Source organism: Streptomyces sp. NPDC048825, from assembly GCF_043198355.1.
Classification (GTDB): Bacteria; Actinomycetota; Actinomycetes; order Streptomycetales; family Streptomycetaceae; genus Streptomyces; species Streptomyces xiangluensis.
Genome location: NZ_JBICUR010000012.1, coordinates 298,518 through 313,134, shown reverse-complemented (window position 1 = coordinate 313,134; position 14,617 = coordinate 298,518). Strand labels below are relative to the sequence as shown.

Annotated in this window: 12 protein-coding genes and 1 pseudogene; 3 read left to right on the top strand and 10 right to left on the bottom strand. The window is 70.0% G+C overall.

Going from position 1 to position 14,617, the window contains the following annotated elements:
• Positions 1-13: 13 nt before the first annotated feature.
• Complete coding sequence (locus ACGFNK_RS28365; protein ID WP_393420331.1) at positions 14-1,252, bottom strand: glycosyltransferase family 4 protein; 1,239 nt, start codon at positions 1,250-1,252, stop codon at positions 14-16.
• A gap of 191 nt (positions 1,253-1,443) precedes the next feature.
• Between ACGFNK_RS28365 and ACGFNK_RS28360 the strand changes: the two genes are divergently transcribed.
• Both ACGFNK_RS28360 and ACGFNK_RS28355 read left to right on the top strand, forming a co-directional pair.
• Positions 1,444-2,220, top strand: a complete 777-nt coding sequence (locus ACGFNK_RS28360; RefSeq protein ID WP_393420329.1) for a response regulator transcription factor — start codon at positions 1,444-1,446, stop codon at positions 2,218-2,220.
• 41 nt (positions 2,221-2,261) lie between these two features.
• Positions 2,262-3,449 (top strand): MalY/PatB family protein, encoded by a 1,188-nt coding sequence (locus ACGFNK_RS28355; protein ID WP_393420327.1) that lies wholly within the window; start codon positions 2,262-2,264, stop codon positions 3,447-3,449.
• A 398-nt stretch (positions 3,450-3,847) separates the two neighbouring features.
• On the opposite strand, the gene ACGFNK_RS28350 is transcribed toward ACGFNK_RS28355, so the two are convergent.
• The 3 genes and pseudogenes from ACGFNK_RS28350 to ACGFNK_RS28340 form a co-directional block, all read right to left on the bottom strand.
• Positions 3,848-4,621 (bottom strand): transglutaminase domain-containing protein, encoded by a 774-nt coding sequence (locus tag ACGFNK_RS28350; protein ID WP_393420325.1) that lies wholly within the window; start codon positions 4,619-4,621, stop codon positions 3,848-3,850.
• A 59-nt stretch (positions 4,622-4,680) separates the two neighbouring features.
• A pseudogene (locus ACGFNK_RS28345) lies at positions 4,681-4,988 on the bottom strand (STAS domain-containing protein); the annotation flags it as partial.
• 67 nt (positions 4,989-5,055) lie between these two features.
• Positions 5,056-7,218: a glycogen debranching N-terminal domain-containing protein gene (locus tag ACGFNK_RS28340; protein ID WP_393420323.1), complete on the bottom strand. Its 2,163-nt coding sequence runs from the start codon at positions 7,216-7,218 to the stop codon at positions 5,056-5,058.
• 197 nt (positions 7,219-7,415) lie between these two features.
• Between ACGFNK_RS28340 and ACGFNK_RS28335 the strand changes: the two genes are divergently transcribed.
• Positions 7,416-8,441: a LacI family DNA-binding transcriptional regulator gene (locus tag ACGFNK_RS28335; protein WP_393420321.1), complete on the top strand. Its 1,026-nt coding sequence runs from the start codon at positions 7,416-7,418 to the stop codon at positions 8,439-8,441.
• A gap of 176 nt (positions 8,442-8,617) precedes the next feature.
• Here the strand turns inward: ACGFNK_RS28335 and ACGFNK_RS28330 are convergent, their stop codons facing one another.
• The 6 genes from ACGFNK_RS28330 to ACGFNK_RS28305 all read right to left on the bottom strand — a co-directional run bounded on the left by ACGFNK_RS28330 (position 8,618) and on the right by ACGFNK_RS28305 (position 14,573).
• Positions 8,618-9,523, bottom strand: a complete 906-nt coding sequence (locus ACGFNK_RS28330) for an aminoglycoside phosphotransferase family protein (RefSeq protein ID WP_393420319.1) — start codon at positions 9,521-9,523, stop codon at positions 8,618-8,620.
• Positions 9,524-9,678: 155 nt separating this feature from the next.
• Positions 9,679-10,017: a hypothetical protein gene (locus ACGFNK_RS28325; protein ID WP_393420317.1), complete on the bottom strand. Its 339-nt coding sequence runs from the start codon at positions 10,015-10,017 to the stop codon at positions 9,679-9,681.
• The gene (locus tag ACGFNK_RS28320; protein WP_393420315.1) at positions 10,010-11,725 is read right to left on the bottom strand and encodes a choice-of-anchor P family protein; all 1,716 of its coding nucleotides are present in this window, start codon (positions 11,723-11,725) and stop codon (positions 10,010-10,012) included. Before ACGFNK_RS28320 ends, ACGFNK_RS28325 begins: the two co-directional genes overlap by 8 nt.
• A gap of 456 nt (positions 11,726-12,181) precedes the next feature.
• Positions 12,182-13,585, bottom strand: coding sequence for a diacylglycerol/lipid kinase family protein (locus ACGFNK_RS28315; protein ID WP_393420313.1), 1,404 nt, complete (start codon positions 13,583-13,585; stop codon positions 12,182-12,184).
• 22 nt (positions 13,586-13,607) lie between these two features.
• Positions 13,608-14,075, bottom strand: a complete 468-nt coding sequence (locus ACGFNK_RS28310) for a hypothetical protein (RefSeq protein WP_386349586.1) — start codon at positions 14,073-14,075, stop codon at positions 13,608-13,610.
• A 30-nt stretch (positions 14,076-14,105) separates the two neighbouring features.
• A complete protein-coding gene (locus ACGFNK_RS28305) occupies positions 14,106-14,573 on the bottom strand; it encodes an SHOCT domain-containing protein (protein WP_393420311.1) in 468 nt (155 codons plus the stop codon).
• Positions 14,574-14,617: the final 44 nt, after the last annotated feature.

Below are 14,617 nucleotides of genomic sequence, written 5' to 3'. Positions count from 1 at the left end.
CTTTCAGCGGGGTTCAGGGAGCGGAGTCCTCCGGCTTCGCGACGGGGTGAGCTTGGGGAAGGAACACCCGCCGCACCCTCCGCTTCCACTCCTCGATGCGCGCCTTGCGCCGCACAGCCCTCAGCTCCCTGAACAGCCCCTCATAGCGCGCCACGATGGGCTCAGCGTCGTATCGATGCGTGCTCTCCAGCGCCGCCCGTCCCATCTCCCGTCGGGCGGAATCGTCCGCGATCAGGTCGAGCATCGCCTCCGAGAGGGCGCGGGCGTCGCCCATGGGGACGAGGCGACCGTTGACGCCCTGGGTGATGATCTCGGCGGGCCCGAGGGGGCAGTCCGTGCTGATGACGGGCACGCCGCAGCGCATCGCCTCGACGAGCGTCATCCCGAACGACTCCGCGTCCGAGGCGCTGACCACGAGTGAGGACTGCGCGAACTCCGCCTCGATGGGGGTGTGCGGGCCCATGAGCTGGGCGCGGCCGGTCAGGCCGAGGCCGTCGATCAGCGACTGGAGCTTTTCCTTCTGAGCCCCGCCGCCGTAGATCCGCAGCCGCCACTCCGGCTCCTTCGCGGCGACCGCCGAGAACGCCTCGATCAGCAGGTCGAACCGCTTGCCGGGCACGAGCCGTCCCGCCGCAGCGATCACTTTCGCGTCCCCGGTGGAGGGGGCAACGCCCTTCGGCGCCGGCACGATGTTCGGCACGGACGTGACCCGTACGCCCGGCAGCGGCATCCGCCTCCGGTACACCTTCGCGTCCGCCTTCGTCGTCGTCACGAGAGCGTCCAACTCGCCGTATTCCTCGGCCAGTACGGCCCGCAGCCGCTTGCTGTGCGCATCGTGACTCAGGTGTTCCTGGGCGATGCGCAGGGCGCGGGGCGGGGCGAAGCGGGAGACGTAGACGTTGACTCCGGGGCGGGTGCCGATGACGACGTCCGCGTCGCTCTTCGCCAGGTAGTCGCGTACGCGGAGGTCCGTCAGGCGGTTGTACTGCTTGTGCCGCTTGTCGGAGGAAGGGAAGTCGGTCGCCGGCTCCGCGTGCAGGGGGTCCGCGAGGTCCGCGCTGCCCTCCCGTGTGTCCACGAGCGGTACGAGCGTGATGCGGGGGTCGACGTCGAAACGCGGCACGTCCCGGTGGCGTGACATCGACACGATCGTGACCTTGTGCCGGTCGGCGAGCGCTGAAGCGAGGTTGAGTGTGGTGCGGACGGTGCCCCCGATGGCGTAAGCGTTGTGCAGCAGGAACACGATCCTCATGCGTTTCGCGGCCTTCCTACGCTTCATACGGTGCGTGCCTTCCCCGTCGCGGCTCACCGCCCTTGGTCCACGGGAGACAGTGGCCGGGCGAGGTAAGCCACCGGTCCCAGCGGGGTGAGAACCGGGTAAGAGACCCGGCGTACCCCTGCTCATCAGGTACTACGTATCCCAGGCCTTGGCAGACTGGTCGCGTGCCCCACACTGTGCTGCTCGCCGAGGACGACCGCGCCATCCGCCACGCCCTGGAACGCGCCCTGACCCTTGAAGGGTACGAGGTGACGGCCGTCGCCGATGGCCTGGAGGCACTCGCGCAGGCCCATCGCAGGCCGCCGGACGTACTCGTGCTCGACGTGATGATGCCGGGCATCGACGGCCTCCAAGTCTGTCGCGTGCTGCGTGCCGAGGGCGACCGTACGCCGATCCTGATGCTCACCGCGCGCGTGGCGACCGCCGACCGCGTCGCCGGCCTGGACGCCGGAGCCGACGACTACGTCGTCAAACCCTTCGACGTCGACGAGGTGTTCGCCAGACTCCGGGCACTGCTGCGACGTACGGACCTTCCCGTCGGCGTACCCGAAGAACAACAACCCATGCCCGGCGCTCCACTCGCGGTGGCAGGGCTGCGCATCGACCCGCCGGCCCGGCGCGTCTGGCGCGGGGAGCGTGAGATCGAGCTCACGCTCCGGCAGCGCCTTGCGGGCGCGACGCCGGGCCAGGTCCTCGGCATGGTCGGCGTGGAGTCCCTCGTCCTCACGGCGACGGGCGTGTTCTTCGGTACGGCGGCCGGGTTCGCCGGGATCATCCCCTTCACCGCGGTCCGTACGGACTCACTCCTGCCGGACGAGGGCCCGGGCACCTGGCTGGCCATTGTCGCGATCGCCACGGCCGCGACCTTCGTGACCAGCCTCGCCACGGCCCGCCGTACGCTGCGGACACCGGCGGTGGGGGCAGTGACACCGGTCGCGTGAACGGGCGTAGGAAAGAGTCGCAGAGGGGAAGAATCCTCCGCATGCTGCCTGAAACCACCCCTGACGCCACTCCCGCCCACCCCAACCCGCTCGGCCAACTCTCCCTCGACGAACTCCGCCGCCGTACGAGCATGAAATGGCGCACCTACCCGGAGGACGTACTGCCCCTGTGGGTGGCCGAGATGGACGTTCCCCTCGCCGAGCCGGTCGCGCGTGCCCTCACGAACGCGATCGCGCTCGGCGACACGGGCTATCCGGCCGGCACTGCGTACGCCGAGGCGCTGGGGGAGTTCGCCGGGAAGCGGTGGGGGTGGGACGACTTCGCCGTGGAGCGTACGGCGATCGTGCCGGATGTGATGCTGGGCATCGTCGAGATGCTGAAGCTGGTGACAGGGCCGGGAGACCCGGTGATCGTCAACTCCCCTGTCTACCCGCCCTTCTACCAGTTCGTACGGAACATGGACCGCACCGTGGTCGAGGCCCCGCTGGGCGAGGACGGCCGTCTGGACTTCGCGGAGCTGGAGTCGGCGTTCGACCGGGTCACCGAGGGCGGGCGCCGCCGGGCCGCGTATCTGCTCTGCAACCCGCACAATCCCACCGGCACGCTCCACACCACCGTCGAACTGACCACCGTGGCAAGGCTTTCCCACACGTACGGCATACGCGTGGTGGCCGACGAGATCCACGCCCCCCTCGTGTCCCCGGGCGCCCGCTTCGTTCCGTACCTGACGGTCCCCGGCGGCGAGAACGCCTTCTCCCTGATGTCCGCCTCCAAGGCCTGGAACCTGGCGGGTCTGAAGGCGGCCCTGGCCATCGCGGGCCCCGACGCGGCAAGGGAGTTGGCCGAACTCCCCGAGGAGGTCAGCCACGGCCCCAGCCACCTGGGCATCCTGGCCCACACGGCAGCCCTCCGGGACGCGGGCTCCTGGCTGGACGCACTGCTGACGGGCCTCGACGAAAACCGCCGGCTCCTGTCCGACCTCTTGGCCGATCATCTCCCTTCCGTGCGCTACGAACCCTCCGAGTCCACCTACCTCGCCTGGCTGGACTGCCGGGCCCTGCCCCTCGGCGACGACCCGGCGTCCGTCTTCCTGGACCGGGGCCGAGTAGCCCTGAACTCCGGCATCCCCTTCGGCACGGGCGGCGCAGGACACGTACGCCTGAACCTGGCGACGTCCGAGGAACTGCTCACGGAGGCGGTGCGGCGGATGGCGCGGGCGCTGGCTTGAGCACTGGCGAACCATCGGACTGCCGGTCACCTCACCAGTCGTGCGAGGAGGGTGGCGAGGTCGGTCACGATCTGAAGCCAGGGACGGGCCCGCTCGGCTCGCCCTCCCAGCCGCCGGAGCCATCCGCCGGACGGCCTGCCCTCCCGCCGCCGCAGCGCCCGGTCCCGCGCCTGCTGTAAGGCCCTGATCCGCCGTGTCCCGGTCCGTTTACGTCGCGTAGATCGCGTCATGGCGAGACGCTAACGAGCCCGGGTTCGCGGACGCAGGAGAGGGGATCGCCAAAGAGGCCGGACGGTTATTGGGGGTAACCCGTAAGGCTCTTAAGCCTGCACTGCACTGCACTGCACTGGCCTGCCTGGCCTGGCCTGCGCCGGCGGTCGGTTCGGCGTCGGCCCCGCTCAGGCCCTTGTGCCTGTGGCGCGGGCGCCTGCGCTCCAGCGGCCGAGTACAGGTTCCGCGAGGGTGCGAGCCGGGCGGCACAGCGTCTGCCCGTGCGTTTCGAACAACTCGTCACGAGAGTCGAAGTACCCGAGATCGACGAGTACTTGGGCGGACAGATCGCACGCCGTGCCGCCCTGCGCACCGCAGCTCACCGATCCGCTCCAGTCCACGCCGACCCGCGCCACGGCGTCGAAGAGGGTCTCGCCACCCTTGTTGGTGAAGGCTCCGGCCGCGGCCACCCCCTCGAACAGCTCCCCGACCGGCACCCACTCCCGCTCCTGCTCCGGTTCCAGCAGAAACTCGGGCCAGGCGAGCAGCACATGTTCCGGGACAAGGGCCTTGAACCGGGGAAACCGCGGATACCAGAAGGCCCCGTCGACCAGCAGCCCTCGCACCCGCGTACGTACGCCCATCGCCCGAGCGACAGACTCCAGCAGGGCCATCCGCTGACTACAGGAACCACGCCCCTGCCGCAGTGTCCGCGAGGCCGGGTGCCGGTCCTCCACGGAGTACACCGGCCGCACTTCACGCGCGATGATCCCGTGCGCCACCCGAAGCGCCGCACGAGCCTCGGCCCCCGGCCCCGCCTCGCGCCGTACGCGCTCCACGAGCGCCGCCACGAGGGGCTGCTCCCAGTCCAGAATGGCGGTGGCCCGAGTCGAACCGCCGCCGCCCGCCGCTCCCGGCCGCACCTCAGCACCCCGCCACGGCATCAGCAACCGACTGGTCATGCCCACCCCCGCCTCAGGCTCCGCTTGCCTTCAGCGTATGCGAGAGGGCCTGCCGCCGGTCAGTGGCTCCCGGCGAGCTCCCCGCTGAGCGTGCCGTGGATCCGCGCGCTGGGTTCGTTCAGGCCGATGATCTCGACGGTCTTGCCGCGCTGGGCGTACTTGGTCTCGATGGCGTCCAGGGCGGCGACGGACGAGGCGTCCCAGATGTGGGCGGCGGACAGGTCGATGACGACCCTTTCGGGGTCGGTGGCGTAATGAACTGCCCGGCCAGGTCGTTGGAGAAGCGAAGAACAGCTCACCTGTGACCCGGTAGACGACCGTGCGGTCGTCGGTAGTCGGTGACGGCGGTGACCTCGGCGAGGGGGGCTGAGGCGCCGCCGAGTCGCCGCCGGCTTCGTTGATCCGGTCGTGGCACCGGTCGCCCGGGGTGATCCTCAGGACCACAACGCCGCGTGTTCCTCGACGATCAGTCCCGCAGGTGCCGAAACCGATTCGGTCCGGCCGTCGGAGCCGATGGTGACGTCGAGCCGCTCTCCTGCGAGGGTGAGCCCTGCGATGGTGAGCGCACCGACGGGAAGCGAGCCTGTCGGCCGGAGGTGGAGACGGCCTGCGGGTACGTCGGGCTCCAGCCCGGCCAGCGCCGTCATGAGGGCGATGGCTGATGCCGCCGACCAGGCTTGTGGCCGGCAGGCGGCCGGGTAGGGCACCGGTGCGGGGGTGTCCGTGCGTGCGTCGCCGCCCCACAGTTCCGGCAGCCGGTAGTCGAAGGCCGGTGCTGCGGCGAGGATGCCCTCGATGAGCCCGGCGGCGGCGTCGGGGTGGCCGCTGCGGGCGAGGCCGGTGACGGCGATCGCGGTGTCGTGTGGCCAGACGGCTCCGCAGTGGTAGCGCAGTGGGCCGAAGCCACCGGACTGGGACGACATCGTCCGCAGTCCGTAGGCGTCGGACATGTCGGGGGCGGCGAGCCGGGCCGCGACGGCGGCGGTCTCGTCGGCGTCGAGCAGGCCGGTGGCCAGCAGGTGGCCCATGTTGCTCGCGACGGCGTCGACGGGGCGACCCGACCGGTCGAGTGCCATGGCCGGGTAGGGACCTCGCTGGTCGGAGACCCAGAACCGTGCGCGGAAGCGGTCGGCGAGGCCGGCCGCGAAGGTCCGCCATCGTGCGCCGTCCGGCAGGGCGAAGGCGTCGAGGAGTGCCGCTCCGGCGAGGGCCGCCTCGTAGGCGTAGCCCTGTACTTCGGCGAGAGCCAGGGGCGCTTCGGCGAGTCGGCCGTCGGCGAAGCGGACAGCGTCGGCGGAGTCTTTCCAGCCCTGGTTCGCCAGGCCGGTGCCGCGGTGGTCAACGTAGGAGAGGAACCCGCCTCCGGCCTGGGCGGCGGCGTCGATCCAGTCGAGCGCGGCCACGAGCGCGGGCAACAGCGGTTTGATGTCGTCGGCGGGCAGGCCCCAGCGCCATGCGTCGTGGAGGAGGCAGATCCACAGGGGGGTCGCGTCGACCGTGCCGTAGTAGACGGGTGGCAGGTGAAGGCCCTGGCCGTCGTCGAAGACTCCGCGCCGCACCTCGTGGAGGATCTTGCCCGGCTCTTCCTCAGCAGCCGGATCGGTGCGGGTGCCCTGTTGGGCGGCCAGGGTGCGCAGGGTGCCCAGTGCGAGGTCCGTGCCCAGCGGCAGGAGCATCCGTGCGGCCCACAGGCTGTCTCTGCCGAAGAGCGTGAAGAACCAGGGGACGCCCGCGGCGAGGAAGGTGTCACCGGGCGCTGCGGCCATGGCCATGCGCAGCGAGTGGAGGTCGTCCAGGCTCTGCGCGACGAGGGCGGGCAGCCGGCGGTCGTCGGCGGTGACGTCCGGACGCCGCCAGGTGGGGCGGGGGGCGGCGGCCGTGACGACCGCGTCGGGTTCCGTGATCTCGACGGCCAGGTGCCGGTCGACGCTCTCACCGGGCTCGACCGTGAGGGTCCAGGTCAGCGTGGAGTGCTCGGCGTCGGGGGTCGCGCCCGGGGCGCTGACGGTGACGGCGATCGTGCCGTCGCCCCAGCTCAACATGCCGGTGCCGGACGACAGTTCGCCCGTCCGCCCAGCGGGCGAGCGGGGCGCCAGTCCCGCTTTCGCGTGCTCCAGCGTCACGAGATCCCCGGCAACTTCGACTCGGACGGCGAGATGCACCGGCGTCGTCGCGGTGGAGCGGACGGTCAGCTGCTCGGTGAGCAGGCCGGGAGTGACGGTGCGCTGCCGGTCGATTCGAACGGTCGGGTCGGGAACGGCGTCGCCGAGCGCCTGGGCCAGGCCGACGAAACGGCTGCGGCCGGGCCCGTCCGCAGCGTTCATGACCGAAACGACCGGCAGCCAGCCCTCGTCACCGTCCGCCGCTCCGGCGCCTGGCCGCACCGTCCCGGCATGCTCGCGAGACGGTTCGCAGACGGGGCGCAGCGTCACGCGCAGCAGACTCACCGCGCGCACGTCGGCATGGAAGAGCCCCTGCACACCGGCTCCGGGAGCGGCGGCGTCGAGGTTGCCGTCCGGCAGGGACAGTACGACCGTCGGGGCGACGAGGGTGACCGCGAGGTCGTGCAGGAGCGGCTGCCGCTGGGGTGAGGTCATGAAAGCTCCGTCCGGTGCCCTCGTGTCTCGTGGGCGGTTTGTCTACTGCGCCGACTCTTGACAGTCCGAGCGCCGATCGCCACAGTAACTGATTAGAACGCTAAAATTAACGTTAAAATGCAATGCGACGGCGATACAGTGCGGCGCCGCGACGGCGATACGCTGCGACGCAGTGAACTTACGGAGGTCGCTTCGCGATGGCGCGAGTAACACTCGACAGCGTGGCGCGGCATGCCTCCGTGTCGCCGCAGACCGTGTCCAACGTCATCAACGCGCCGCATCGGGTGCGCCCGGAGACCCTGGCCCGCGTGCAGGCCGCCATCAAGGAACTCAACTACCGCCCGAACCAGGCTTCCCGAACGCTGCGGACCCGGCGTTCACGACTGATCGGCGCCCGCATCGAGCCGCCGCGCGACGGCGTGAACGGCGCCGTCCTCGCCCAGTTCCTCCAGTCGCTGACCGCCCGTACCCAGGAGGCCGGCTACCGGATCGTGGTGTTCACGGCTACAGACGACGACCACGAATGTTCCCTGTACGAACAGCTTCTCGGCGACCACGACCTTGACGCCTTCGTCCTGCATGCCACACACGTCGGCGACCGCCGGACGGAATGGCTCACCGAGCGCCGGGTGCCGTTCGTGACCTTCGGCCGGCCCTGGGGAGCTGACCCCGAGGCCCCCGAGCGGCACGGCTGGGTCGATGTCGACGGTGCGCAAGGGACCCTTGCCGCCACCCGGCACCTCATCGAGAGCGGCCACCAGCGGATCGCCTTCCTCGGCTGGCCGGAAGGCGGAGAGGTCGGTGCCGACCGGCGCAGCGGCTGGTCCGCTCTCCTCGCCGTGTCTGGAATCGACACTCCCGCCGGCTATGACGTGGGTGTCCCCGACGGGCTCGACACCGGCCGCGAGGCCGCCGCGACGATGCTCGACCTGCCCAGTCCGCCGACCGCGATCGTCTGCGCGAGCGACTCGCTGGCGCTTGGGGCCTGGACCGAGATCACCGCGCGTGGACTGCGCCCCGGGATCGATGTCGCAGTGGTCGGTTTCGACGACTCCCCGACCGCAGTGGTCGTCGGCTTGAGCAGCGTGGCACAGCCGTACGACGAGGCCGCCGCCGCCTGCCTGCGGATGCTCCAGGAACTGCTGGCGGCTCCCGAACCACCGCCCAACCCGCCCGCCCCTGTCCTGCTGCCGCCACGGCTCGTCGTCCGGACGAGCGGCTGAGCCGCCCCGCCGCAACCGCACCCACCCCAGCCGACCTCCCGAGCGCCCTGCGGCGCCCAAATCCCAGGGCCTGTCCGGTGTTCACTCCCCGCTGACCGGGCAGGCCCTGGCCCATCTACGTACAACGACACCTACGCAACGCATCAGTCCCCTCTCGGGTGACTTGCCCGGACCCGTCACGCGAGCGATTTGTCCGCCAGGACACGTTCCAAGGATCGTTGACCCATCCGGCTCATGGCCGGGTTGCTTTCGACGTAGTACCAGACCAATCCCATCGCTTGAACGAAAGCCCACGCCTTGCCTCGTTCCCATTCAAGGTCGTCGCTGCCCAAGTGATCGCGGAGCACCTGCCGCGGCCCAGCCTCGAGCAAATGCCACGCGCTCACGAGATCCAGAGAAGGGTCAGCCGGCCCGAAGCCGCCAACGTCGAGAATCCCCGCAAGCCGACCAGCGGACACGAGCACGTTGCCAGGAATCAGATCGCAATGGGCCATGGCGTCCTCAGCCGCACCTCGCGGCAGATCACGCAAAGTTGCCCAGATGCGGCGAAGCCGAGGGACATCCAGGAGTTGCTCACTGTGTCTGAAACAGGTCTCCATCCACGCGTCATGGGACTGCAGGTCGCCTCCTCGACCTGTGCCGGCAAACGTGCGGCCATGCGTGTCGATCGCGCGGAGGTCGCCGATGAGATCGGCCAAGTCGCGGGCAAACGCATCCAATTCGCCGGGGTCCTCATCGTCGGCCACGATCCCGGGCAGCCACGTCTGCACCGACCACGGAAGCGGGTAGCCTGCCCCGGGTTCACCAAGCGCGACCGGTTCGGGCGTGGGGAAACGCGTGCGACCTGCCAGCTCGCGAGCCGCTTCCGCTTCGGACTCCAGCCAGCGCCGCGTCGACTCGACGTCTGCGGACTCAAGAGGGAATCGGGCTGCGAACCGATCGCCAATGCGGAAGACGGCGTTGACCGTACCCTGCGCAGCGATGCTCCTGACGGGCAGGCTCCGCCACGCAGGAAACTGGTGATCTACCAGCGTGCGCACCGTCTCAGGTGACACCGTCAGCTGGTTGGCGTGCATCTTCACGGTGGAAGCATCCGCATCACGAGCTTCAACGGCAACGCGTTTTTTTCGTCGCGCAACCTTGCTGACACTTAAGAGGGCGGGGTCCGAAAACCCCGCCCCTACCCGCGAAACCCCAGCTCAGGGCCACACAAGCCGGCGTGCAGGGGTACGCACCTTCAGAGGTCGAGCGGCGACATGTCGTCGCCGGGGAGGGGGTGCACCCGCGTGAGCAGTCGCTCCTCCAAGACGCTTGCGTAGATGGCTGCGCGGGTGCCCGGGGGATGGCTCGGGGGCCAGATCCCGCGCCGGAAAACGCAGCGGTGGCCGCGGAAAACAACCACTGCCGTGGCGGCGACGACCACGTTGCCCGCGGCGTCGGGTACGGCGTCGTGTGTGAGGGACTCGAACTCGCCGCCCCGTCGCTCACACAGATCCTGGACAGCCCGACGGGCGGACCGCAGGAACGCGTCGGTGTATGCCTGCGGTCCGCCCCAGGTGGCGTGGTCGTCAGTCACCGCAGTTGTGCATAGCGGTGCCCGTGGAGCCGAGGACGACTTCACCGCCGTCGGCGGGCAGGACGAGGTGGACGCCGTTGACCGTGAGGCCGGCATCGGCGCCAGTCGCGGGGAGTTGTTCGTTCACGATGAGCCGGCCCCCTCCGGTGAGCGGGATCTGGGTATTCGGTTCGCCCGACACGGTAACCGGAACTCCCGCGATCTTCAGGGTGAGCGTGGTGCTGCCCGTGGTCTTGGCGCATTCACTGGTGGAGGTGGCGGTGAGTCCGGAGACCTCGATGAGCGGCACACCGGTCAGTCCGATGCGTGCCTGCGCCACAGTCGACGATGCCGTGACCTTGCCGGGGGCGAGTGTCGTAGTGACCTTGGGGCAGAGCTTCTGCACCGACAGCAGGGGGGAGCTGTGCTCGGCCGAGCACGGGGTGTCGGTCGTGGTCGCGTCCGCCGTGCGGACGGTTCCGCTGTCGGGCTGCGGCTCGACGTCCAGGAGCGGTACGCCGAGGAGGTCGACGTGCGCCGACACGCCGTAGGCGCGGCCTGTCGCGTACTGGAGCTTCAGCTGCGCGGAGGCGTCGGAGGCCAGGTATCCGGCGTCCCCGGAGAAGGACGCGCGCAGCGGCACGGTGGCGGAGTCGTTGAGCGGCTGGTCGACCGAGTCGACGGTGCAGGTCGCGGCTCCCGTGTCGCTGGTCGTGCCGGTGCACGTCTGCGCGTCGTCCCCCGTGCCGAGGGCGAACCGTACGCTGCGCCCCGGCACCGCGTCACCGTGGAAGTCGGTGAGTTTGGCCGACAGTTGGGCTGGAGTGCCGTTGGCGAGATTCCGTACGCCGGTGTAGTCGAGCTTCGTCGGTGAGGTCAGGCCCAGTTCGGCGGACGTGTTGGATGGGTTGTAGTCGTCGTCACCGGCGAAGGTGACGGCCACGGGCACCGGGTTCGACCCCTGCGGCTGGTCGACCGAGTCGACGGTGCAGGTCGCCGTGCCCGATGTCGTGGTGGTGCCGGTGCACGTCTGCTGCGTGGCCCCGGTTCCGAGGGCGAACCGTACGGAGCGGCCGTTGACCGGCGTCCCGAAATTGTTGGTCAGCTTTGCCGAGAGACTGGCCGGGGATCCGTTCACCGCGGTGGCGGCACCGGTGTATGCGAGGGTGGTGTCCACTTTGTGGGGCTGCTCGGGCCCGGGGCAGTCGGCGGCCTGGAAACACGGGAGGAAGAAGTAGGCGGTGATGATCCCGAACGGCCTGCCGTCGCCCGAGCGTGGATCGTTGTGGGTGGCGTACACCACGACGAGGCTGAATTCGGTGTTGGTGCAGATCACCCGGTCGTCCGGGGCGGGGACGCAGTAGCCTTCCGTGCCGACGGTCTCCTGGATGTCCTCGTGGTCGGGCACCACACCGTGTTCCTGGATGTGGCGCCTGCCGAAGCCGTCCACTGGAGGGTCGCACTCAGGCGTGGTGCTTGGCGTGCAGTCGATCTGCCCTTCACGCAACGGGATGTCGTTGCCCGCCACACCCTGGAAGGTGTCGACGACGGTCCAGTCGATCATGTGCGGATTCGGATCGCCGGGGTCGGCGGATGCGGTGGCGGGTGCCACGAGTGCACCCAACAGGCCCAGGAGCAGGGCGAGTACGGCGGTTGACAGACGTCTGCGTGCCCGGCTGTCGGCCGGGGTGCGCGTGGGCGTGCGCGGATGGCCATGAAGGACCTGCACGGAATCCCCTCCCTGTGGCGAACCGCCTATCTGACGGTCCGGCGCCTTGGCGATGTCCTGACCGCCGCGGGACACCCACCCTGCCCACAAGTAAGGGACATGACAAACCTGTTCCATGAATCGGCGTGCCCGGTCAGCGCGGGATCAGCCGGCGCGTGGCTGAGTACCGCATTGCATGCCCGACGTGAGGGAGCGGCTTGAAGCTCGCTCGGTCCGCGGTCTACGGGCTGATCCGCTCACGTTCGCCGCGGTGGTGGGAACCGCGCGCTCCATCCTTGCTGCGACGACGAGTGCCCGCACTCCCGCTGGCGGCCGTGGCCGCCTTCGCCTACGTGACCATGGCCTGACCATGCCGAGGCGGACCTCGTCCAAGCGTCGGGCCCTGGCGAAGAAGGTGTACCGGTGAACCGCGCGCTGCACCAGCACCCTGGCGGCATCAGCGAGGATGGAGCCGGATCACGAGGAGGAGGCCGGACCGGAAGTCTCAGACGCCGTGACGTGCTGTTCCCGGCCCGGGAACAGACGGCCCAGCGCCAGCCGTGCCACGCGCGGCCAGTCGGCCGCTGCACCGCTCGCCCGTGGCGTGCCTGGGCGATGGCGTGGCACGCGGACCCGGAGTGCCCCGGGCGCGCTGCGGCACACGACGGGTGACGGCAGAACGACGTGTTCCCCGTCGATGCCGACCGGGAGGGCGTCCGTGTCGGCTTCTACGACGACTTCCCCGGCGCTCAGCCGGATGAGTCCCCCGGGGCGCGGACCGCGCACCAGGCGCGCCGCCTGAGCGGTGTTGCCGACCCGCACGCACACCACACCGAGGAGTCCCGAGTCCAGCCGCTCCCTGCGCCCCGGATGGGCCGCGTCGACGGCACGTCCGTAGGGATTGTTGCTGACGAGCAGCGCCTGAAGTCCGTCGACGTATGTCCGGTCGGCCCGCGCCCGCAGCCTTGGCGCGTCCTCGCCGGTGAGGAGGCCGGGGAGGGTTCGCAGGGTCGTGCGGGCTTTGGCGTCCCGGTACGCGGGGTCGGTGACGACGGACGCGTACGTGCCGAACGAGGCGTTGTTGACGAAGACGCGGTCCGCGGCGTACCCGAGGTCGATGCGGAGTTCGACGCCGTGGGTCAGGGCTTCCAGGGCGGCCGCCGGATCGTCACGGTCGAGGCCGAGATCGAGGGCGAAGTGGTTGCGCGTACCGGCGGGAATCACCACGAAGGGAAGGTCGTGGAGCGCCGCGACCTCGGCCACCAGCGCCTGGGTGCCGTCGCCGCCCGCCACCGCCAGCAGATCGGCCCCCTCGGTTGCGGCCTGTCGGGCCAGCTCGGCGACATCCTGGCCCGCGTCGAGCAGGACCACCCGGCAGTCTGCGGCCCGGGCCTTCTCCACCAGGTCGAAACGACCCACCTTGCCGCCGCCGGAGCGCGGATTCATGAGGACCCAGGGAGCGCGGGGCGCCTCGACGACAGCCTGTTCGGAGGCGGTGTGACCAGGTGTCAGGGCCGTACGTGCCGCCGTGACGGCCAGCAGCCACAGGCCCAGGGACAGCAAGGCCGGCCCGAGCATGCCGAACGTGGCATACAGGGCCAGGGCAGCGACCGGCGCGGTCACCGACAGGGCCACGCCGAGGGCACGGACCACTCCGGTGTGCGCCAGGGTCCACCACACCCCGACGGCGGCGAGCGCCAGTCCGGCGATGCCGACCAGGGCCCACAGCACGCTCCGCAGACCGGCGGCGACGAGCGGCACCAGGATGCTGCCCAGCAGGGCGAGCACGGCGAGGCGAGCCCGTCCGGCGCTGTCCTCGCGTACGGCTGCGGCCTCTGCCTCCTCTCCCGACCCACTCGTGTTCCCGCCGTGTCGTCCCACCGGTCGGCCCTTCTCTCTTGCCTCACACCTTGTGCGGCGGGCGCTCCTCGGACAGTGGGCGCTCCTCGGAGAGGTCGAAGAGGTTGTCGCGCCGGACCACGCACAGGGCCCAGATGATGAAGCCCGAGAGCGCGATCATCACGACCGACCACACCGGGTAGTACGGCAGGGAGAGGAAGTTGGCGATGATGACGAGTCCGGCGATGGCCACGCCGGCGACACGCGCCCACACCGAGACCTTGAGCAGCCCGATGCTGACGATCACGGCGACCGCGCCCAGAGCGAGGTGGACCCAGCCCCAGCCGGTCAGGTCGAACTCGAACACGTAATCGCGCGTCGTGACGAAGATGTCGTCCTCGGCGATGGCCATGATGCCGCGGAAGATGTCGAGCAGGCCGACGAGGAAGAGAATCACGGCGGCGAAGGCCGTCAGCCCGGTTGCCCATTCCTGCTTCGCCGTAGGTTCCGGCCGGGTGCGTGTTGCGGTCATCTTGTGCCTCGATTCGTGGTGTGCGGATGCTCAGCGACCGGGGGTGCGGGCGGTGGAGCCGGCGTCCTCCGCCGGGCCGTGGCCGGTCAGGACCAGATCCTTGGCCCTGCGGAACTCCTCGTCCGTGATGTCGCCACGGGCACGGATCTCGGACAGCTTGGCGAGTTCGTCGATGCTGCTGGGCCGGCCCATGCCGCCTGCGGCCTCCCTGATGCGGGCGTCGAAGGCTTCCTGCTGTGCTCGGGCCTGCGCTATTTCCCGGCGGCCCATGTTCTTGCCGCGGGCGATCACGTAGACGAAGACGCCCAGGAAGGGCAGCAGGATGGTGAGCACCAGCCAGCCGGCTTTCGCCCACCCGCTCATCTCGTCGTCGCGGAAGATGTCGACGACGACGCGGAAGAGCAGGACGAACCACATGATCCACAGGAAGAACAGGAGCATGCTCCAGAAGACGCTCAGCAAGGGGTAGTCGTACGCCAGGTACGTCTGCGCGCTCATGTCTCTTCTCCGTCCCGGGCGCTCGCCCGCCCGCCGTTGCGTGC